General features: G+C 73.8%; 12 protein-coding genes and 1 pseudogene. 7 read left to right on the plus strand and 6 right to left on the minus strand.

The genetic code is table 11. The features are described from left to right. Positions 1–14 precede the first annotated feature (14 nt). From ACIHEI_RS16475 to ACIHEI_RS16490, 4 genes are all read left to right on the plus strand, one after another. Positions 15–1142: an AAA family ATPase gene (locus ACIHEI_RS16475; RefSeq protein ID WP_396607083.1), complete on the plus strand. Its 1128-nt coding sequence runs from the start codon at positions 15–17 to the stop codon at positions 1140–1142. A 170-nt stretch (positions 1143–1312) separates the two neighbouring features. After that, complete coding sequence (locus tag ACIHEI_RS16480; RefSeq protein WP_396607251.1) at positions 1313–5641, plus strand: DUF5682 family protein; 4329 nt, start codon at positions 1313–1315, stop codon at positions 5639–5641. Then, the gene (locus ACIHEI_RS16485; RefSeq protein WP_396607084.1) at positions 5638–7473 is read left to right on the plus strand and encodes a hypothetical protein; all 1836 of its coding nucleotides are present in this window, start codon (positions 5638–5640) and stop codon (positions 7471–7473) included. The genes ACIHEI_RS16480 and ACIHEI_RS16485 overlap by 4 nt, the downstream gene beginning before the upstream one ends. 60 nt (positions 7474–7533) lie before the next feature. Further along, entirely contained in the window at positions 7534–8964 is a 1431-nt protein-coding gene (locus tag ACIHEI_RS16490) for a DUF2252 domain-containing protein (RefSeq protein WP_396607085.1), read from the plus strand. 29 nt (positions 8965–8993) lie between these two features. Here the strand turns inward: ACIHEI_RS16490 and ACIHEI_RS16495 are convergent, their stop codons facing one another. The 6 genes from ACIHEI_RS16495 to ACIHEI_RS16520 all read right to left on the minus strand — a co-directional run bounded on the left by ACIHEI_RS16495 (position 8994) and on the right by ACIHEI_RS16520 (position 16259). Next, positions 8994–9884 (minus strand): PaaX family transcriptional regulator C-terminal domain-containing protein, encoded by an 891-nt coding sequence (locus ACIHEI_RS16495; RefSeq protein ID WP_387864134.1) that lies wholly within the window; start codon positions 9882–9884, stop codon positions 8994–8996. 52 nt (positions 9885–9936) lie between these two features. Continuing rightward, positions 9937–12309, minus strand: a complete 2373-nt coding sequence (locus ACIHEI_RS16500; RefSeq protein WP_396607086.1) for a bifunctional salicylyl-CoA 5-hydroxylase/oxidoreductase — start codon at positions 12307–12309, stop codon at positions 9937–9939. Then, on the minus strand, positions 12306–13952 hold the full coding sequence (locus tag ACIHEI_RS16505) for an AMP-binding protein (protein WP_396607087.1): 1647 nt from the start codon (positions 13950–13952) through the stop codon (positions 12306–12308). Before ACIHEI_RS16505 ends, ACIHEI_RS16500 begins: the two co-directional genes overlap by 4 nt. Continuing rightward, a complete protein-coding gene (locus ACIHEI_RS16510; protein WP_396607088.1) occupies positions 13949–14863 on the minus strand; it encodes an acyl-CoA thioesterase in 915 nt (304 codons plus the stop codon). Before ACIHEI_RS16510 ends, ACIHEI_RS16505 begins: the two co-directional genes overlap by 4 nt. Beyond that, positions 14863–15366, minus strand: coding sequence for a cupin domain-containing protein (locus ACIHEI_RS16515; RefSeq protein ID WP_387646796.1), 504 nt, complete (start codon positions 15364–15366; stop codon positions 14863–14865). Before ACIHEI_RS16515 ends, ACIHEI_RS16510 begins: the two co-directional genes overlap by 1 nt. 86 nt (positions 15367–15452) lie before the next feature. Continuing rightward, the gene (locus tag ACIHEI_RS16520; protein WP_387864123.1) at positions 15453–16259 is read right to left on the minus strand and encodes a fumarylacetoacetate hydrolase family protein; all 807 of its coding nucleotides are present in this window, start codon (positions 16257–16259) and stop codon (positions 15453–15455) included. Between the two features lie 161 nt (positions 16260–16420). Here ACIHEI_RS16520 and ACIHEI_RS16525 point away from each other — a divergent pair, with 161 nt between their 5' ends. The 3 genes and pseudogenes from ACIHEI_RS16525 to ACIHEI_RS16535 all read left to right on the plus strand — a co-directional run bounded on the left by ACIHEI_RS16525 (position 16421) and on the right by ACIHEI_RS16535 (position 21194). Continuing rightward, the gene (locus ACIHEI_RS16525) at positions 16421–16855 is read left to right on the plus strand and encodes a RidA family protein (protein ID WP_396607089.1); all 435 of its coding nucleotides are present in this window, start codon (positions 16421–16423) and stop codon (positions 16853–16855) included. A gap of 181 nt (positions 16856–17036) precedes the next feature. Next, positions 17037–17201, plus strand: a pseudogene (locus tag ACIHEI_RS16530) (hypothetical protein); the annotation flags it as partial. 39 nt (positions 17202–17240) lie between these two features. Further along, on the plus strand, positions 17241–21194 hold the full coding sequence (locus ACIHEI_RS16535) for a cell envelope integrity protein TolA (protein ID WP_396607090.1): 3954 nt from the start codon (positions 17241–17243) through the stop codon (positions 21192–21194). Positions 21195–21246 lie beyond the last annotated feature (52 nt).

The raw sequence follows: 21246 nt of genomic DNA on the forward strand, positions 1-21246 counted from the left end.
CTGGGGATTTCGCCATGAGCACTGAGCCCGACCGGCAGGTCGTCCTGCCCGAGGACAAGTACGCCGCCGAACTCGCGTTCCTCGCCGCGTACGACACCGGCCCCCGCCCGCCCGGCTGGCGGCTCACCCCGCGCGCCGTCGTCACCTTCGTGCTCGGCAGTGGCGGCGAGAAGCTCAAGCACGGCCGTCGCAGCATGACGGTCGAAGCGAAGTTCGTCGGCGACCGCGCCCTGGTCGAACGCTGCGTCGTCACCCTGGCCGGCGAACACGGCCTGCTGCTGGTCGGCGAACCCGGCACCGCCAAGTCGATGCTCTCCGAACTGCTCGCCGCCGCCGTCTGCGGCACCAGCGCACTCACCGTCCAGGGCACCGCCGGCACCACCGAGGACCAGCTCAAGTACGGCTGGAACTACGCCCTGCTGCTCGCCAAGGGCCCCAGCCGGGAAGCCCTGGTGCCCTCGCCCGTCCTCACCGCCATGACCACCGGCGCGGTCGCCCGCGTCGAAGAAGTCACCCGCTGCCTGCCCGAAGTCCAGGACGCCCTGGTCTCGTTGCTCTCCGAACGCCGGATAGCCGTCCCCGAACTCGCGGGCAGCGCGGACGCCCAGCTGCACGCCGCCCCCGGGTTCACCCTGATCGCCACCGCCAACCTGCGTGACAAGGGCGTCTCCGAGATGTCCGCCGCCCTGAAACGACGCTTCAACTTCGAGACCGTCGGCCCGATCGGCGACCTCGACGCCGAGATCGACCTCGTCCGGCGCCAGTCCACCGCCGCCGTCGCTCGCGCCGGCGCACCCTACGCGGTCGACGACGCCGTCCTCGAAGCCCTGGTCACCGCCTTCCGCGACCTGCGCACCGGCCGCTCCGTCGAAGGCTGGGACGTCGAACGCCCCTCCACCGTCATGAGCACCGCCGAAGCCGTCTCCGTCGCCACCGCACTCGGCGTCACCGCTGCCTACCTCGACGGCGCCGACACCCTCACCCGCCTCCCCGGCCAACTCGTCGGCGTCGTCCGCAAGGACGACCCCGCCGACACCGCCCGGCTCCTCGGCTACTGGGACGGCCCGGTCCGCCGCCGCGCCGAACAGGGCTCCGCGACCTGGCGCACCCTGTGGGACCTGCGCCCGGCACTGGGGGCCTGACGGCAGTGACCACCGATGCCAATGCCTCCCCGGCGGGGATCGCGCGGGCCGGCGAAGACTGCCCTGGGACGTCCGCCGTGGGCGCTGCTGCCGACGTCGTGTCCGAGGCTGCCCCGGCCGGGCTCGCCCATTCCGGCGACGAGCGCCCCGGGCCGTCGGCCACCGACACCGTGCCCGGGGCGTCCCCGGCCGAGGCCCTTGCCCGGCTTGCCGGTTCGGGCGTGGACGGCCCCGGGCCCTACCTGATCGGCGTGCGCCACCACGCCCCGTCGATCGCGGCCGCGCTGCCCGCCCTGCTCGACGCGGCGCGGCCGGACGTGCTGCTCGTCGAACTGCCCGAGGAGTTCCAGCCGTGGCTCGGCCTCCTCGCCGACGAGCACACCGATGCGCCGGTGGCCCTCGCCGCCGCAACCGCCGACGAGGGTGCCGGACCGGCGTTCTACCCGTTCGCGGACTTCTCCCCGGAACTGGCCGCCCTCCGCTGGGCCGCCCGCCACGGCGTGCCCGCCCTCGCCTGCGACCTGCCGCTCGCCCACCGCGCCGCCGGCGGTGCTGCGGCGGGTTCCGGCGGCGCGGCCGGGCTCGCCGAGGCACTGCGCCGCCGATTGACCGGCCGCCCCGACGAAGACCTGTGGGACCGCCTGGTCGAGGCCCCCGCCCCCGGCTGCACCCCGGAAGAAATCCGCCGCGCCGCCCTGCTCGTCGGCTGGGCGCTGCGGCAGGACGCCCACACCGTCGACCCGCTCGACCTCCACCGCGAGTCGTGGATGCGCGCCCGCATCCACGCGGCCAGGGCGGCCGGCCGCCGGGTGGCCGCGGTCATCGGGGCCTTTCACGCGTCGGCGCTGCTCGGCGATGCCGGGGCGGCAAGTGCTCCCGCGGCGACGGACGTTGGTCCGCGGGCAGGGGCTGTGCCGGGGCAGGCAAGTGCCGTTCCGGCCTCGGTGACTGCCCCGTGTTCGTTGGCTGCCTCGCCGGTGGAGGTTGTCCCGGATGCGACGAGCAGCTTGCCTTCGGCAGCTGTCGTGCCGTGGTCGGTTGCTGACGGGCTGGTGGCTGATGCGCCGTCAGCGGCTGCCCCGATGTCGGCGGCGAGCGCTGCTTCGGTGGCTGGTGCGGTACCGGCAAGTGCCGTTCCGGCCTCGGTGACTGCCCCGTGTTCGTTGGCTGCCTCGCCGGTGGAGGTTGTCCCGGATGCGACGAGCAGCTTGCCTTCGGCAGCTGTCGTGCCGTGGTCGGTCGCTGACGGGCTGGTGGCTGATCCGCCGTCAGCGGCTGCCCCGACGTCGGCGGCGAGCGCTGCTTCGGTGGCTGGTGCGGTACCGGCAAGTGCCGTTCCGGCCTCGGTGACTGCCCCGTGTTCGTTGGCTGCCTCGCCGGTGGAGGTTGTCCCGGATGCGACGAGCAGCTTGCCTTCGGCAGCTGTCGTGCCGTGGTCGGTCGCTGACGGGCTGGTGGCTGATCCGCCGTCAGCGGCTGCCCCGACGTCGGCGGCGAGCGCTGCTTCGGCGGCTGGTGCGGCCCCGGCGGCGAGCGCCCCTTTGGCGGCTGGCGTGGCCCCGGCGGCGAGCGCTCCTTCGGCGGCTGGCGTGGCCCCGGCGACGAGCGCCCCTTCGGTGGCTGGCGCGGTACCGGCGACGACCGCCCCTTCGGCGGCTGGCGCGGTACCGGCGACTGCCCAGGCACAGCCCGTCGCGACCGTGCCGTCGTCGGAGACTGCACCTGCGTCGACCGGCGGGCCGGAGTCGTACGTCATCTCGCTCGTCCCCTACACGTACCCGCTGCTCGACGCCCGCTCCGGCTACCCCGCCGGGATCCGGGACCCGGAGTGGCAGCACACCGTGCTGGCCGCCGGCGGAGACCCGGACCGGCTCGCCACGGAGCTCACCCGCACCGCGGTCCGGATCTGCGACGCGCTGCGTGGCCAGGGGCACCCTGCCGGGCCCGCCGATGCGCGGGAGGTGGTGCGGCTGGCAGGAGACCTGGCCCGGCTGCGCGGGCTTCCGGCGCCGGGGCGGGGGGAGTTGATCGAGGCGGTGCAGACCGCCCTCGCGCAGGGGGAACCGCTCGGGCGCGGTCGGGCTGTTGCCCGGGCGCTCGAGGAGGTGCTGGTCGGCAGCCGCACCGGTCGTCCGACCCCGGCCGCGCCCCGCACCGGTCTCGGACCGGCCGTCGAGGCACTGCTCGTCGAACTCGGCCTGCCCGACGCAGCCGAGCCGTCCGCGCGCGATCTCCGGCTCGACCCGCACCGCTCGTCCCTCGACGCCCGCCGCGAACTGCTGCTGCGCCGCCTGGAAGTGTGCGGCGTGCCCTACGGCGAACCGGTCGCCGTGACCGGTGCGGGCGGCACCGACGCGGTCGGGTCGCGGTGGCGGGTGCAGTGGACGCCGGCCGTTGCCGCGATGCTCACCGTTGCGGGAGTGCGCGGGGTGACGCCCGGTCAGGCCGCCGACGGTGCGCTGCGCGAGCGCTTGCGGCGCGAACGGGAGGCGGGCGGCTCGACGGCCCGGCAGACCATCGACGGTCTCGCCGCCGCCGCCGGGTGCGCCCTGCCCGCGCTGACGGCCGCCCGGCTCGGCCAACTCGCCGAGGAGGTACCGGCGGTGGCGTCCCTCGCCGAACTGCTCGACGGGCTCGCCCTGCTCGACCGGTTCGCCGCCGGGCACCTGGCCGGCCGCGAGGCAGTCGCGCCGCTGCTCGGCCAGGCCGCCGAGGCCGCCGAACTGCTCACCGCCGCCGCGGTGAGGGGGCTCGAGGGCCTGGCCGGTTCCGACGACTTCGCCGACGCCCGCGCCCTGGTGGAGTTCGCCCGCCGGGCCGACGCCGACGGCGGCATCCGGCTCGGCCACACCCTCCGCCGCCTCGCCGACGACGGCTCGCCGCTGATCCGCGGCGCCGCCGGCGCGACCCGGGTGCTGCTCGGCCACCAGGAGCCCGCCGAGTTCGGCGGGCGGGTCGCCTCCTGGGTGGACGCCGCCTCCGCCCCGGCGGGCCGGGCGGCACTCAGTCGCTCTCTCGGCGGGCTGCTCACCGCGGCCGAGGGGCTGCTCACCGCCGCCCCGGCCGCGCTCGAACCCCTGCTGGCCCGCGTCACCGAGCTCTCCGACGAAGCCTTCCTGGACCGATTGCCCGCCCTGCGCGGCGGGTTCGACACACTCAGCCCGGCCGCCCGCGACCGGCTGCTCGCCGTCGTCGAGGAACGCCTCGGCGCCCGGGTCGACACCCTGCCGACCGAGCTCGACCCGGCCACCCTCGCCACCTGGGCGCGGGCTGATCTGGCTGTGCGTCAATTGCTCGAAGCCAGTGGATTGTTGATCGAAAAAGCGGACGATCCCGCAAGGCTTCACGCGCCCGACGAGCCAACCCGCCCGACCGGAACCCCCGGAACGACTCTCCCGCCCGCCGACCGATGGCGGCTGGTACTCGGACGCCCGGGCAGCGGCCCGGCCCCGACCGGCCGGTCCGCGCGACTCGCCGCCGCGCTCGACGAGCTGTACGGCACCGGCCGGGGCGAGGGTTCCGCGCCCGGCCCGACCGGTGACTGGCGCGGTGGCCGGGAAGCCCCGTACCCGGGCGTCCGGGAGTGGTCGGAGGAACTGGTGGCCCTGTTCGGGCCGGGCATCCGCGAGGAGGTGCTCGCCGCCGCGGCCGGCGCGGGCCGTACCGATGTGCTGGAGGCGCTCGCCCCGGAGGCCGTCCGCCCCTCGGTCGAGCTGCTGCGCACGGTGCTCCAGCACGCGGGCGGCCTGCCCGAAGCGCGCCTCGCCGCCCTGCGCCCGCTGGTCCGGCGGCTGGTGGAGGAACTGTCGCGCGAGCTGGCGAGCACGCTGCGCCCCGCGCTGACCGGACTCACCCTGCCCCGGCCGAGCCGCCGTCGCGGCGGCCCGCTCGACCTCGACCGGACGATCCGGGCCAACCTCGCCACCGCCCGTCCCGGCGCCGACGGAAGCACCGTGATCGTGCCCGAACGGCCGGTCATCCGGACCAGGGCCACCCAGGCCAACGACTGGCGGCTGATCCTCGTCGTGGACGTGTCCGGGTCGATGGAGGCGTCCACCGTCTGGGCCGCGCTGACCGCGTCGATCCTGGCCGGAGTCCCGTCCCTGACCGCGCACTTCGTGGCCTTCTCGACCGACGTCGTCGATCTGAGCGGACGGGTCGACGACCCGCTGGGGCTGCTCCTGGAGGTCCGGGTCGGCGGCGGGACGCACATCGCGGCGGGCCTGCGGTACGCCCGCGAGCTGGTCACCGTGCCGTCCCGCACGCTGATCGCGGTGGTGAGCGACTTCGAGGAGGGCTACCCGCTCGGCGGGCTCCTGACGGAGACCCGGGCGCTGGTAGGCGCCGGCTGCCAGCTGCTCGGCTGCGCCGCCCTCGACGACACCGGAAAGCCGCGGTACTCGGTGGCCGTCGCCGAACAACTCGTCGCCGCGGGCATGCCGGTGGCGGCGCTCAGCCCGCTGGAACTGGCCCGCTGGGTGGGGGAGAAGATCCGATGACAGACACCCAATGGCCCGCGGTGGCCGCCGAGGTGGTCGCGGAGGTAGTGTCGGCCCTGTCGGCGCGCCTCCAGAAGCGGCTCGACGGCGCGGCCGCCAAACTCGCCGACCGCCCGATCGAGCGGACCGGCGACGACTGGACACTGCGGATCGACGACGAGACCGTGCTGGTCCTGCACGCCCCCGGCGGCACCGTCCGTACGGCCGACGACGTCCGGTGCGGCTGCCTGCTCGCCCCCGACTGCCTGCACCGCGCCGCCGCCGTCACGGCCGCGCCGCTGGCCGCGCCCGCCGCCGACGAACCGGTGCCAACGCCTTCGGAACCCGTACCGGGCGCGGGAGTTGACGCCCCGCCGCCGGACGAGCCGCTCACCCCCGCCGAGGCCGAAGCCGTCGACCGCCTGCGCCGGGTCGCGGCCGACACCCTGGCCGCCGGCATCAGCGGCGCCGGCAGCATCCTGCAGGCGGAACTGCTGCGCACCGCCCACCAGGCCCGGCTGCTCGGCCTGCACCGGCCGGCCGCGCTGGCCACCACCGTGGTCACCCGGCTGCGCGCCGCCCGGGCCGCCGAGCCCGACCACCGGCTCGCCGACCTGGCCACCGCCCATCGCGAACTGCTCGGCGCCACCACCGTGTTGACGCCCGGGGAGCTGCGCGGAGCGGCCCGGCAGACGTACCGGGAGGTCGGCTCGCTGCGCCTGTACGGGCTGTTCGCCGAGCCGGTGGTGTCGGCCACGCACGCCGGTGTGACGGTCTGGGTGGTGGACGCCGACGGGAAGCTCGCCACCGTCTCCGACGTCACCCCGCACGCCGATCCGACCGAAGCCGCGCAACTCGCGGGGGCGGCGGCCGGCCGGCCGGTCCGGCTGGGGGACGCGGCGCTGTCGCACCGCGACCTCGCCCGCGCCGGGCTGGTCATCCAGGGTGCGACCCGGACCGAGTCCGGGCGCCTCGGCGCGGGCGCGCAGGTCCGGGCCGTGCGCGCCGCCGGGGCCGACTGGGACGAGGAGCCCGTCGCCCGGCTCTGGGCGGAACCGGTGCCCGCCCAGATCGCCCGCGCCCTGACCGTCGGACGCACCCCGCACGAGCGGCGGCCCGCCGGGTCGGACCTGCTGTTCCTCGACGTCACCGTGCTCGGCCCCGGCGCCGTCCCCGGTTCGCCCGGCCCGCAACTGCTCGCCGAGTGCGCGGGGACGGCGGTGGCGCTGCTGCCCGCCCACGACCACCCGCGACTCGCCTTCGCCGCCAACCTCGCGGCACTCGCCTCCGTACCCGGCCTGCCGCTGCGCGTGATCGGCCGCCTGGAGCGCGCCACCCACCCGCGCCTGCGCCTGCTGGCCGCCGCCCCCGCCCCGGGACGCCCCGGCCCGCTGCTCACTCTGCCGCCCGCGTACCGCGACCGCGTCAGCCTGGGCCTGGAACGCCTTCAACACGCCGACCTGCCGCCGGGCCACGCCGAAGCGCCGCCTGCCGCCGCGTTCCCCCCGCAACCGCCCTTCCACCTGCTGACCCGCCCGCTCGAACAGGCCGTCACCGGCGGTCGCCGGGCGCTGGCCGGACGCTCCGCGCAGGCCGCCGCGGAAGGGCGCGGGCTGCGGGCGGTGGGTCTCGGCACCGCGGAGCAGTTGGTGGTCGCGCTGCACGCGGCGGCGGCGGATCGGGAGCGTGATGTGTTCGGCCGTCTGCACGGCGCCGATCACCTGGGTTTCGCCGCGGCCTGGCTCGCTGCCGCGCGCTACCAGGAGGAGCTGGTCACCGCACTCTGCGCGGCCGCCTGGCCGGCCGAGGCCGCCGTTGATCCGACAGGCCGGATCGGCCCGGTGCCGAGATGATCGGAGGTGGGCGTCCGCCGGGCGCCGGAGACGGGTGGGGTGAGCGCGAGGAGGCCTCGGATGGACCAGGAGTCGACCACGGCGATCCGGGCCGTGCCGAACGCGACGCCCGAGGAGCGGGTGGCGCTCGGGCGGGAGGCCCGGCGGCGTGCCCCGCGTTCGAGTCATGCGGAGTTCCGGGCGGCGAAGGACCGGCCGGATCCGTTGAAGATCCTGAAGGCGCAGTCGGCGGTCCGGCTGCCCGAGCTGGTGCCGATCCGCTACGCCCGGATGATGGAGTCGCCGTTCCGGTTCTACCGGGGCGCCGCCGCGATCATGGCCTCGGACCTGGCGGGCTCGCCGGATTCCGGCATCCGGGCCCAGCTGTGCGGCGACGCCCACATGCTGAACTTCCGGCTGCTGGCCTCGCCGGAGCGTCAACTCCTGTTTGACATCAACGACTTCGACGAGACGCTGCCCGGCCCCTGGGAATGGGACGTCAAGCGGCTGGCGGCCAGCCTGGTGATCGCCGGGCGGGCCAACGACTTCGACGACAAGGTGCGGGCCGACATCGTGCGGGCCACCGTCCGGTCGTACCGCGAGTCGATGACCCGCTTCGCCGCCCTGGGCAACCTCGACCTCTGGTACACCCGGATGGACTCCACCCAGCTCCAGGCCCTGGCCACCGGGCGCCTCCACAAGCGCGGCCGGACGATGCTGGCCCGCAGCATGGCCAAGGCCCGCACCCGGGACAGCCTCCAGGTCTTCGGCAAACTCACCCGGGTGATCGACGGTGAGGTACGGATCGCCCCCGACCCGCCGCTGCTGATGCCCATCGACGAACTGCTGCCGGAGATGCAACGTGCCGCGCTGGAACGGGAGTTCCGTAGTCTGCTCGAACGCTACGGCAGCACCCTCAGCTCCGACCGGCGCACCCTGCTGGCCGACTACCGGCTGGTGGACGTGGCCCGCAAAGTGGTCGGCGTCGGCAGCGTCGGCACCCGTTGCTGGATCTTCCTGATGCTCGGCCGGGACGGCCAGGACCCGCTGTTCCTGCAGGCCAAGGAGGCCGGCCCGTCCGTACTGGCCGCCCACGTCGGCGCCAGCGAGTACCACAACCAGGGCGAGCGGGTGGTGGCCGGCCAGCGGCTGATGCAGGCCGCCAGCGACATCTTCCTCGGCTGGGAGCGGGTGCGGGGCCTCGACGACCGGCAGCGCGACTTCTACATCCGCCAACTGCGCGACTGGAAGGGCATCGTGGTCGCCGAGGACCTGCTGCCGTCCGGCATGCAGGTCTTCGGCGAGGTCTGCGGATTCACTCTGGCCCGCGCCCACGCCCGCTCCGGCGACCGGATCGCCATCGCCGCGTACCTGGGCAAGAAGGACGTGTTCGACCACGCGCTGGTGTCGTTCGCCGAGGCGTACGCGGACCAGAACGAACGCGACCACCGGGCGCTGGTCAAGGCCGTCAAGGCCGGCCGGCTGCCGGCCGAGGAACTGCCCGCCGGCTAGGCCGCATTTCGTTCGGCTCGAAAAACGGCCTAGCGGGGCGACCAGTACGGCGCGGCGTGGGCGAGGGCGCGGCCCTCGAGGGCGGCGACGAGTTGTTCGAAGAGGTGGACGGCGGCGGGGCCGGACCAGTCGGGGGGCAGGACCTGCGGGGGCAGGCCCGGGTCGCGGAAGGGGAGTTTGCGCCAGTCGTCGACCACGGACAGGTAGCCGGTGAAGGCGTCCCGGCCGTCCACGAACGCGGTCGCGGCCAGGCGGTCGGCCTCGGCGGTGCGGTCGGTGAGGAACTCCCGGTAGCGGCGGTCGATTTCGTCCAGGTCCCAGCCCTTGCGGACCATCGCGGCGAGGTCCTGCCCGCCGACGTGGTCGCCGGTGAAGAGGGCGCACTGGTCGGTCAGGCCGAGTTCGTCGATGGCGCGCCCGGCGGCGGGGAGCATGCGGGCGGGGGCGATCCACACCGCCGCGCCGATGTTGCCGAAGCCGAGTGCGGCCAGGTGCGCGGTCAGTTGGTGGCGTCTGGCGCGGGCGGACTCGGGGACGGAGAAGTTGACGAGGCACCAGCCGTCGGCGAGGTCGGCGGGCTGCCGGGCGTGCCAGATCACCTCGTCGCCGGCGGCCAGTGCCTCCAGCGCGGCGGGCGTCAGCGCGTATCCGCGGACGCCGGAGCGGGTCTGGGCCTCCAGCCAGCCGCGCTGCTTGAGCCGGAAGACCGCGGTGCGGACGCTGGAGGCGTCCAGGCCGGCCTGGGTGAGCAGTTCGACGGTGCCGGCGATCGGCATCCAGTTGCCCAGCTTGCGGACGACGGCGCCGAGGAAGGTGACCAGCACGGTGCGGGAACGGCGTGCCGCGGTGGGCCGGGCGTCGTCCGTGGGCTCGGCCGTCCCGCCGAGTGCCCCGCTCGTCCCGCCGAGTGTCTCGCTCATCCCAGTGAGTATGACGGACGTCGAACCGATGATCGGACCGCACCCCGGGCCCTCACGCGGGAGCCCCGATCCGGTCCGGCGTCCACCGCAGGTGCACGGTGGCGGGGGCGCCGTCGCGCAGCAGCGACAGCCGGGGCGGGACGCGGTCGGTGCGCGCGGTGGGCGGGCGGCGGCGTCCGGCCCGCCACTGCACCGGCCAGTCGGCGCCCGCGCCGCGGTAGTCCTGTTCGGCCGCCGCGTGCAGCGTCCACTGCGGGTCGTACAGGTGGGTGCGGCCCAGTGCGCACAGGTCGGCGCGGCCGGCCAGCAGGATCGAGTTGACGTCGTCCCAGGAGGAGATCGCGCCCACCGCGATCACCTGCACCCCCGCCGGGGCCGCCACCCGGTGGCGGATCCGGTCGGCGAACGGCGTCTGGTAGGAGCGCCCGTAGGCCGGTTTCTCGTTCCTGGCGACCTGCCCGGAGGAGACGTCGATCGCGGCCGCGCCGTGCTCGACGAAGGCCCGGGCGATCTCCACCGCGTCCTCCTCGGTGGTGCCGTCCGGCAGCCAGTCGGTCGCCGAGATGCGCACCGTCACCGGGATCCGCTCCGGCACGGCCCGCCGGACGGCGTCGAACACCTCCAGCGGGAAACGCAGGCGCCGGGGCAGGCTGCCGCCGTACGCGTCGGTGCGGCGGTTGGCGACGGGGGAGAGGAAGGAGGACAGCAGGTAGCCGTGCGCGGCGTGCACCTCGATCAGGTCGAAGCCCGCCTCCACCCCGCGCCGCGCCGCCGCCTCGAAGTCGGCGAGCACCCGGTCGAGGTCGGCGCGGGTCGCTTCGCGCGGCACGTGGCAGCCGGGCCCGTACGGCAGCGCCGACGGCCCGATCACCTCCCAGTTGCCGTCGGGGAGCGGCTCGTCGATGCCGTCCCACATCAGCCGGGTCGAGCCCTTGCGGCCCGAGTGGCCGAGCTGGAGGCCGATCTTCGCCGAACTGTGCTGGTGCACGAAGGAGGTGGTGCGATGCCAGGCGTCGCGCTGCGCGTCGTTCCACAGGCCCGCGCAGCCGGGCGTGATCCGGCCCTCGGGGGAGACGCAGACCATCTCGCTCATCACCAGGCCCGCGCCGCCGAGCGCCTTCGAACCCAGGTGCACCAGATGGAAGTCGCCGGGCACGCCGTCCACCGCGGAGTACATGTCCATCGGCGAGACGACGACGCGGTTGTTCAGCTCCAACTCGCCGATCCGCACCGGCTGGAACATGGCCGGCGCCGCCGCCAGCCCCTGCTGCCGGGCGAAGTCGCCCTCCACCAGCGCGGCGAACTCCGCGTCGCGTTCCTTCAGGTTCTCGAAGGTGATCCGGCGCGAGCGGGTCAGCAGGTTGAAGACGAACTGGGCGGGCTCCTGGTCGGCGTACATGCCGATGTTCTCGAACCACTCCAGCGAGGCCTGCGCGGCCCGCTGGGTCGACTCGACCACCGGCCGGCGCTCCTCCTGGTACGCGGCCAACGCCTTGGGAACGGTTGCCCGTTCGTGCAGGCAGGCCGCCAGCGCCAGGGCGTCCTCCATGGCGAGCTTGGTGCCGGAGCCGATCGAGAAGTGCGCGGTGTGCGCGGCGTCGCCGAGCAGCACCACGTTGCCGTCGTACCAGCGCTCGTTGCGGACGGTGGTGAAGTTCAGCCAGCGCGACTTGTTGGTGAAGACCTGGTGGCCCTTCAGCTCCTCGGCGAAGATCTCCGCGATCCGGGAGACCGCGTCGTCGTCGGACTCGCCCGGCCCGAACTCCCGCCCGGCGGTGCGGTCGAAACCGGCCCGCCGCCACACCTCTTCGTGCATTTCCACGATGAACGTCGAGCCCGTCGCCGAGTACGGGTAGCCGTGGATCTGCATGGTTCCCCACTCCGTCTGCTTGACGAAGAACTGGAACGCCTCGAAGACCAGGTCGGTGCCGAGCCAGATGTACTTGTTGTGCCGGGTGTCCAGCGACGGGCGGAACGCCTCGGCGAGCGAGGTCCGCACGGCGGAGTGCACACCGTCCGCCGCCAGCACCAGATCGTGGGTGGCCCGCAGTTCCTCGACGCCCGGCGCCGGGGTGCGGTAGCGGACGCGCACGCCGAGCTCCGCGGCGCGCCGCTGGAGGATCTCCAGCAGGTCCTTGCGGCCCATCGCGGCGAACCCCTGCCCGCCGACGGTGAACCGGTGGCCGTTGAAGTCGACGTCGATGTCCGTCCAGCGGGCGAAGCCGCGCTCCATCGCGGCGTGCACCACCTCGTCCGCGCCCGCGATGCCGGTCAGCGTCTCGTCGGAGAACACCACACCGAAGCCGAAGGTGTCCTCGGGGGCGTTGCGCTCCCACACCGTCACCCGGTGCGAGGGGTCCAACTGCTTCATCAGCGCGGCGAAGTACAGCCCGCCCGGGCCGCCGCCGACCACCGCGATCCTCATGCCGTGCCCTCCACTGCCGAGTCCTCGACGAGCCTGCGCAGCCGGAAATGCTGGAGCTTGCCGCTCGGATTGCGCGGCAGCGCCTCGACGAACCGCACCTCGCGCGGGTACTTGTACGGCGCGAGCTGCCGCTTCACGTGGTCCTGGATGCTGCGGGCCGTCGCCGGGTCCGCCGCCGCGCCCGGCCGCAGCACCACGAACGCGCAGACCACCGAGCCGCGTTCGGCGTCGGGCGCGGCCACCACCGCCGACTCCACCACGTCCGGATGGGTGTCCACGGCGGCCTCCACCTCGGGCCCGGCGATGTTGTAGCCGGACGAGACGATCATGTTGTCGCTGCGCGCCCGGTACCAGAAGTAGCCGTCCTCGTCGCGGACGAAGGTGTCGCCGGTGACGTTCCAGCCGTTGAGCACATAGTCGGCCTGGCGCTCGTCGTCCAGGTACCGGCAGCCGACCGGGCCGATCACCGCCAGCCGCCCCTCCTCGCCCGGGCCGAGCTCCTCGCCGTCCGGGCCGAGCACCGTCGCCCGGAACCCCGGCACCGGCCGGCCCGTCGCGCCCGGGCGGATCTCGTCACCCGCGGCCGAGATGAAGATGTGCAGCAACTCCGTCGCGCCGATGCCGTCCACCACTCGCAGACCGGTCTCCGCCCGCAGCTGCTCCCACACCTCCAGCGGGATGTGCTCGCCCGCGCTCACCGCCACGCGCAGAGATGAAATCCGATGCGTCAGACCGGACTTGACGATCTGCCGGTACGCGGTCGGCGCCGTCGCCAGCACCGTCACCCCGTGCTCGGCCACCAGCTCGGCCAGCTGCGCCGGCGTCGCCGACTCGGTCAGGAACGCGCACGCGCCCGCCCGCAGCGGGAACACCACCAGCATGCCCAGCCCGAAGGTGAACGCCAGCGGCGCCGTGCAGGCCACCAGGTCGTCCGGGCGCAGCCGCAGGGTGGAGGTGCCGAAGGTGTTGTCGATCGACAGCAGATCGCGGTGGAAGTGCACGGTGATCTTCGGGACGCCCGTGGTCCCCGAGGTCGGCCCGAACAGCGCCACGTCGTCCGCCGCCGTGTCCACCGCCGTGAACCGGCCCTCCTTGCCCGCCGCCCGCTGCACCAGGTCGTCCTTCGCGCTGCCGCCGACCGGCACCACCGTGAGCTCCGGGAGGCCCCGCACCTCGTCCAAGCCCCTCATCTCTTCCAAAAATCGGTGGTCCACCAGCGCCAGCACCGGCCGGGTCTTCGCCACGATCGGCCCCAACTCCCGTGCCCGCAAGGCCGCCATGGTGGCCACCGCGATCCCGCCGGCCCGCAGCACGCCCAGCCAGGCCGCCACCGCCCACGGATTGTTCGGCGAACGCAGCAGCACCCGGTTGCCCGGCACCAGGCCCAGATCCTCGGTCAGCACCTGCGCCACCTGCGCCGACCGCAGCTGCAACTCGCCGTACGTCCACACCTCCCCGCCCGGCGTGCGCAGCGCCGGCCGGTCCGGGCCCAGCGCGGCGACCTGACGGTCCAGCAACTCCACCGCGGCGTTCAGGCGTTCGGGGTAGTGCAGCGACTCGGTGGTGAACTCCAGCACCGGCCACTGCCCGGCCGGCGGCAGGTGGTCGCGCGCGAACGTGTCACGGAAACCCGACTCCGTCATCTGCCGTCCCCCGCCCGGATCATGCCCTCCTGGAGCACCGTCGCCAGATGCACACCGTCCGGCGTGAAGAACCGGCCCTCGCCGAGACCCCGGCCGGACTCCGCCGCCACCGCCTGCTGCGCGTACAGCAGCCAGCCGTCCAACACCCCCGGGCGCGGCGGGCGGTGGAACCACATCGCATGGTCCAGGCTCGCCGTGACCAGCCCCGGCCGCGCCCACCCCAGGCCCAGCACCCGCAGCACCGGCTCCAGGATCGTGTAGTCGCACACGTACGCCAGCGCCGCCGCGTCCCGCTGCGCGTCGCTCAGCCCCTCCACCGGCCGCAGCGCGTCGAACGGCCGCACCCAGACCGCCTGGTGCGGCGCCCGCCCGCCCTCGACGTCCAGGTACACCGGGCCCGGTACGTGCCGCAGGTCGAAGCTGCGCCCCGCCGACCAGTACTCCTTGGACGCCTCGGTCATGGTGCCGCCCTCGCGGTCCGCCAAGTAGGCGGCGGAGCCGAGCAGTTCATCAGGGCCGGGCAGACCGCCGGGCGGCGCGGCGGCGAAGCTGCCGCCGGGCTCGCCCGCCGCGAAGTTGGCCAGGCACACGTACAGCGCCTTGCCGCGCTGGTAGGCGCGCACCTGCCGGGTCGCGTAGCCGCGGCCGTCGCGCAGCAACTCGACCTCGTGGCGCACCGGTTCGCCGATCTCGGCCGGGCGCATGAAGTACGAGTGCATCGAGTGCAGCACCTTGCCGTCCCCGACCGAGCGCATCGCCGCGGCCGCCGCCTGCGCGACCAGGTCGCCGCCGTACGCCTTCGGCCACGGACAGGGCTGGGTGACGGCGGTGAACGCGAGGTCGAAGTGCTCGGGTGCGACGGGCTCCAGGGCGACGGCCGCGGCGAAGAACTCCGAGGTGGTGTCGGCCATCAGGGCCGCTCCAGCCAGTCGGGGAGCTCCGCGTCCGGCACCTCGGGCAGGTTGACCACGATGTTCTCCGGGGTGCGGGTGGTCATCCAGGTCAGCGGGCGGTTGCGGTCGAGGTTGCACTCCACGTGCGGCATGAACGGCGGGACGAACACCCAGTCGCCCTCGGCGAGATCGACGTAGTCGGCGAACTTCGCGCCGAAGTAGATCCGGCCCCGGCCCGACAGCACGTAGCCGCCGGTCTCCGCCTCGCCGTGGTGATGCGGCACCGACCGGTAGCCGGGCTCGTTGCCGACCTTGCCGAACCACAGCCGCTTCGCCGGGGTGTGCTGGATGCTGACGCCGGAGATCCGGGTGGCGCCCGCCGACTGCCCGGTGTCGGCGGGCTCGTTGCCCGCCCTGGTCACCACCGGGACCACCAGGCCGCTCTCGGTGGCGTACACCGAGTTGTCGCCCTCCAGCAGGTACGAGCTGTAGTCGGGGGAGTTGCCGGGGGTGGGGTCCATGGGAAGCTCCTCGTCGTTGAGGGTCGGTTCGAGAGAGTTCGCTCTGCTGGATCGTCGGCGGTGCCGTGTACGACGGTGGTGCGGGGTCAGTCGGTGAGGCGCACCGTGTTGCGCAGGGTGCCGATGCCGGAGATCGACGTCTCCAGCACGTCGCCGTCGGCCAGGAAGCGCTGCGGGTCGCGGGCGGCGCCGACGCCGCCGGGCGTCCCGGTGAGGACCAGGTCGCCCGGGCGCAGCACGGTGAACGTGGAGATGTAGGCCAGCAGGTCGGCGGCGTCGAAGACCAGCGTCTTGGTGCTGTCGCGCTGCACCTGTTCGCCGTTGACCCGGCAGACCACCTCAAGTCCGGCCGCCGGGTCCACCTCGTCCGGGGTGACCACGACCGGGCCGACCGGGCAGGACCCGTCCCAGGCCTTGCCCTGGAGCCACTGCGCCGTCCGGTTCTGCCAGTCCCGCACCGAGACGTCGTTCGCCACCGTGTAGCCCGCGATCCCGGCCAGCGCCGCCGCCCGGTCGGCGCGGCGCAGCGTGGCGCCGACCACCACCGCGAGCTCGGCCTCCCAGTCCAGCTGGAGGCCGCGCGGCAGCACCAGGTCGTCCTGCGGCCCGGCCAGCGTGTCCGCGAACTTCGCGAACAGCGTGGGGTGGGACGGGAGTTCACGTCCCATCTCGCGGATGTGCTCGGCGTAGTTCAGCCCGCAGCAGAGCACCTTGCCCGGCGTGGGCAGCGGCAGCACGGGGACGGCGCCGGGGATCGGCTCACCGGGCTGCGGCGTGGCGCCGGTGCGGAGGAAGGCCGACAGGTCGGGGGCCGGGAGCGCGTGCCAGACCTCACCCCGGAGCACCGCGGCACTGCTGCCGCCGCCCGGGCGGGTGACCGTTGCGAGACGCATGGGAGGAACCTCCACTTCGGCACCGCTGCACGCCGCCCGGTGCCGGGAGCGTTGTTTCAATGGTTCTGCGACCGTCACAGGACTGTCAATAGCTGCTACGGTGACGCGCACCGAAGACACCCGACAGCACCAGACGGTTACCAGACCCGCAGGAGTCCTCCATGGCGAGCTACTCGGCCCCCGTCCCGGTCAACCCCGCGTCGCTGCCCGAACCGCGCGGCTACTCGCACGGCACGCTCTGCGGCAACACCCTCCACCTCGGCGGCCAGACCGCCCTCGACCGGGACATGCGGATCGTCCCCGGCGGCATCGTCGAACAGTTCCGGCAGGCCTTCGGCAACGTGCTCGCCACGCTCGCCGAGGCCGGTGGGCGGCCGGAGGACCTGGTGAGCATCACGCTCTACCTCACCGACATCCCCGACTACCAGGCGCACGGCAAGCAGATCGGCGAGGTCTGGCGCGAACTCGTCGGGCCGGTCTACCCGGCGATGGCCGGCATCGGCACCCCCGCGCTGTGGCAGCCCGAGGCGATGATCGAGATCCTCGGCGTCGCCGTCATCCCCGACGACCGGCTGATCCGCCCCGCCGCGTCCTGACTCCTCGTCCTGATCATTGACGGCCGCACCCACAACGGAACAAGGGCGGTGACGCGCAGGAGAGGGGGAGTCCCTGCGCGCCACCGCCCGTCGGTGGGTCTGTCCGAGCGTCAGCCGGTGAAGGCCGCCGTGCCGTGCGGGGTGCCGAGGCCGGTCGGGCCGTCGTAGCCGGTGGTGGACACTCGTTCACGAGGAGTTCGGCGGCGGCATCATCTCCGCCATCAACTTCAAGCTCGACGTCAAGAAGGGGCGCCGGCATGCCGCCGGGCCGTCCGGAAATGTGTCCGAATTGTGGTGGCGATGGTGCGTGCACGGCCCTAGACTCCGGCTGCTCGAACGTCGGTGATCGGCACGGGCGTTGAGCGACGAACCTTGGGGGGTTCCGATGAGATTGCTGCCGTCGTCCGGCAGGCACCGACGCGCCGTCGGTGTGTTCGCGGCGGGCGCGCTGCTGTTGACCTCGCTGGTCGCCCAGTCCGGCACCGCCTTCGCGGCGGCCGGCGGGTCGTCCGACGCCGCCAAGCCCGCGGCCGAGGCGCCGCGCGCGGGGGGACCGGAGGCGAAGGCCGAACCGAAAGCCGAACCGAAGGCCGCGCCGAAGCCGGACCCGCAGGCCGAGCACCAGGCGGCCGCGAAGGCGCTGCAGGAGTCCGACCCGACCGGGGCCTGCCCGGCGGAGCTCGACCCGAAGGCACCCGTCACCTGCACGATGGACGGGTCCGGCACCGCGAGTTCGACGCTGAACGTGACGCAGGACCACGACCTGGTCCTCTTCCAGGTGCTCGCCACCCAGCAGTACAGCCTGACCAGGACGCTGACCGCGCCCGACGGCTCGACCGTCGCCTGCGAGAACGTGATCTCCTACGCCTCCGGCGCGTTCCGCTGCGCGACCGGGCAGGCCGGCACGTACACCCTGAACCTGACCAACGCCTACGGGGCGAACTCGATCTCCGTCGCCTACCTGCCGCTGCTGTCCACCGGCGCGTGCAGGACGGTGGCCGGCGACGACAGCAAGCTGGGCACCGCGAAGTCGTTCAGCGGCTCGCTGGGCACCGGCGCGGTCGGTGACTGCTACACCACCGACCTCGCCCCGGGCGACCTGCTGCGCACCTACGGGCCGAACTACCAGGCCACCTGGACCGTCTACGACGGCGCCGGCAAGCGGATCTGCGACTCCTACACCACCGGTAACTCGAGCAGCGGCCTGGACTGCGCTCTGACCGGTACCGCGCCCTACCGGGCGACGGTCCAGCAGGTCTCCGGCCAGGCGGTCAACTACACCTTCGCCGCCGCCCGGCTGTCCCGGCCCGAGGGCTGCGCGACCGTCGAGCCGCAGGCCTACGGCGAGGCCCCCGACCTGACCTCCACCACCCGCTGCCGCACCCTGCGGGTGGCCGCCGACGGCCGCTACCAGTACAGCTGGGTGAACAACTCCGGGACGTACCTGCGCGGTCGGCTGTTCCGCACCGACGGCACCTTGGACAGCTGCCAGAGCACCGACTGCACGCTGACCGCCGGCGACCACACCTGGGTGCTGGACGGCGACTCCGGTGACGTGGGCGCCTACGGGATGACGCTGCGCTCGGCGACCGAGACCCGCGGCTGCACCGCCACCCCCGACGACGGCTTCGCCTCCGGCGCCGTCACCGGCACCTTCGACAGCGCCGGGCAGGCCCGCTGCCTGACCCTGCCGACCGCCTCCGGCAAGGGCCTGTACCTGCTCAACCGGCCGCCCACCGACGGAGCCGCGGCCACCGTCGAGATCGACGACGCGGGCGGCGCCAAGCAGTGCGACAACGGCGGCTACGGCTACGCGGCCTGCAAGCTGACCGGCACCGCCCCGTTCCGGGCCGTGCTCACCGCCGGCGCCGGCAAGCCGTACGGGGTGATCGTCCACCGGACCGACAGCGACGCGGGCTGCACCGCCTGGCCGCAGTCCGGCTACGGCGGCTCCTGGGGCACCGAGGTCTCGCTGAACGCGACCGACCCGCAGCGCTGCCTGAGCATCCCGGCCGACCAGCACGCGCCCGCCGAAATGCTGGACTACGCGAACAACCTGAACCAGGTGAACGCGTCCGTGTCCATCACCGACGGCACCGGCGCCGAGGTCTGCTCGACGCAAGGCAGCTCCACCACCACCTGCCGGTTCACCCCGGGCACCTCGTACACGGCGGTGCTGGCCGGCGGCCAGACGGACACCTACAAGATGGTGCGCCGGGACATCTCGCCGAGCGCGCCGTGCACCACCCGCTCCTCGACCGCCGTCGGCGGCCCGTCCACCCCGTTCGACTTCACCTCGGCGCTGGACGCCCGCTGCGTGCGGATCACCGGCGCGGCCACCGACAAGTTCTGGCTGACCAGCCGCACCACCGGCAACCGCTACGAGGCCGGCACGCTGCTGATGGCGGTGGACGCCGACGGCAAGGTCCAGTGCCGGCAGTGGGGCGTCTCCTGCAAGATGACCGGTTCGACCTCGTACGTGGCCCTGGTGGTCGCGTCCGGTTACCAGGGCAAGGCGGTCCACGCGAACGTCGACGCCTGGAAGGTCGGCGGGGCGGACGGCTGGGCCCCCGAGTGCGCGTCCAACGTGCTGTCGGCGAACGGCTTCCCGCAGCACAGCGGCATGCTCACCGAGACCGACACCGCGTACTGCGGCGTGATCGACCTGAAGGCCGGTCAGGGCATCACCGTGGCGGGCACCACCAGCAACGCCGGGCCCTACCTGGCGCCGTGGCTGGCGATCTCCGGCCCGAACGAGTGGACCGACTCCTACAACAGCTACCAGTGCTTCCAGAACTACGGCCAGTTCGGCGGCGCCTGCACGAACTGGAGCTCCACCGGCGGCCGGGCGCTGCTGATGGTCACCCCGGACAAGTCCCCGACCCCGGTCGAGTACACCGTCCAGGGCCTGGCCGGGGGTTCGAGGCCCGACTACGGCACGCCGCAGACGATCGCCCCGGCGACCGGCCGGGCCGGCACCCTGCTGCCGGCCGTGATCCGCGGCACCGGCCTGACGATGGGCAGCAAGATCAAGCTGGCGCAGAGCTCCACGAACAGCCTGGTCTGGCCGCAGTCGGTGAACGCCGACGGCACCGTGCTGAACGTGCTCGTCGACACCAGGAACCTGGCACCCGGCACGTACGACCTGCTGCGCGACGGCATGGGCTACACCCCGGGACAGGCCTCGCCGGGCTACGTGCCGAACGCCTTCGAGGTCACCGCGGCCGACACACCCGTCAAGTCCCGCTTCGTGCCGCTCACTTCGGCCCGGCTGCTGGACACCCGCGACGGCACCGGCGCGTCCAAGGCCCGCATCGGCGCGGGCCAGACGACGAGCCTGCAGGTGACGGGCGCCAACGGCGTCCCGGCCACCGGCGTCACCTCCGTCGTGCTGAACGTGACCGCCGTCGACCCCAGCGAGGACGGACACCTCACCGCCGGCCAGTCCGCGGTGCCGAGCCTGACCTTCGCCGCCCACCGCACCACCGCCAACGAGCTGACGGTGCCCGTGGTCAACGGCAAGATCGACCTGCGCAACGACACCGGGACGCTCGACCTGGTCGCCGACCTCGCCGGCTACTACACCGACGCCACCGACCAGGGCTCCGCCCTCACGCCGATCACCCCCGCCCGCTTCCTCGACACCCGCGACGGCACCGGCGCGCCCAAGGCCCGCATCGGCGCGGGCCAGACGGCTGCCGTGCAGGTGACGGGCGTCAAGGGCGTCCCGGCCGACGGCGTCACCGCCGTGGTCATGAACGTGACGGCCGTGTCCCCGACCGGGACCGGCTGGATCACCGCCCACGCCGACGGGCAGCCGCTGCCCGGCACGTCGAACCTCAACTTCACCCCCGGCCGGACCGTTTCCAACCTGGTGACCGTCCCCGTGGTGAACGGCAAGGTCGACCTGCACAACAGCGCCGGCACCGTCGACCTGATCGCCGACGTCACCGGCTACTACTCGGCGACCGGCACCAGCACCTTCAGCCCCGCCACCCCGCTGCGCCTGCTCGACACCCGCGACGGCACCGGCGCCCGCCAGGGCACCGTCGGCGCGGGCGGCATCGTTAGCTTCCAGGTCGGCGGCGTCGATGGCGTGCCGTCCGGCGCCACCGCCGTACTGCTGAACGTCACGGCCACCGACTCGACCGCCACCGGGTACCTGACCGCCTACCCGCACGGCACCGACCGTCCTGGTACCTCCAGCCTCAACTACGTGGCGGGCCAGACGGTTTCGCACCAGGTGCTGGTCCCGGTCGTGGACGGGCGGGTGGTGTTCTACAACTCCACCGGGAACGTGAACGTCACCGCGGACCTGACCGGCTGGTTCGCCGCCTGACCGGTTGAGAGCATCCGACGGGCCGTCGACGCAGCCGGCGTCGGCGGCCCGT

It is taken from the genome of Kitasatospora sp. NPDC051984, from assembly GCF_044593455.1.
Classification (GTDB): Bacteria; Actinomycetota; Actinomycetes; order Streptomycetales; family Streptomycetaceae; genus Kitasatospora.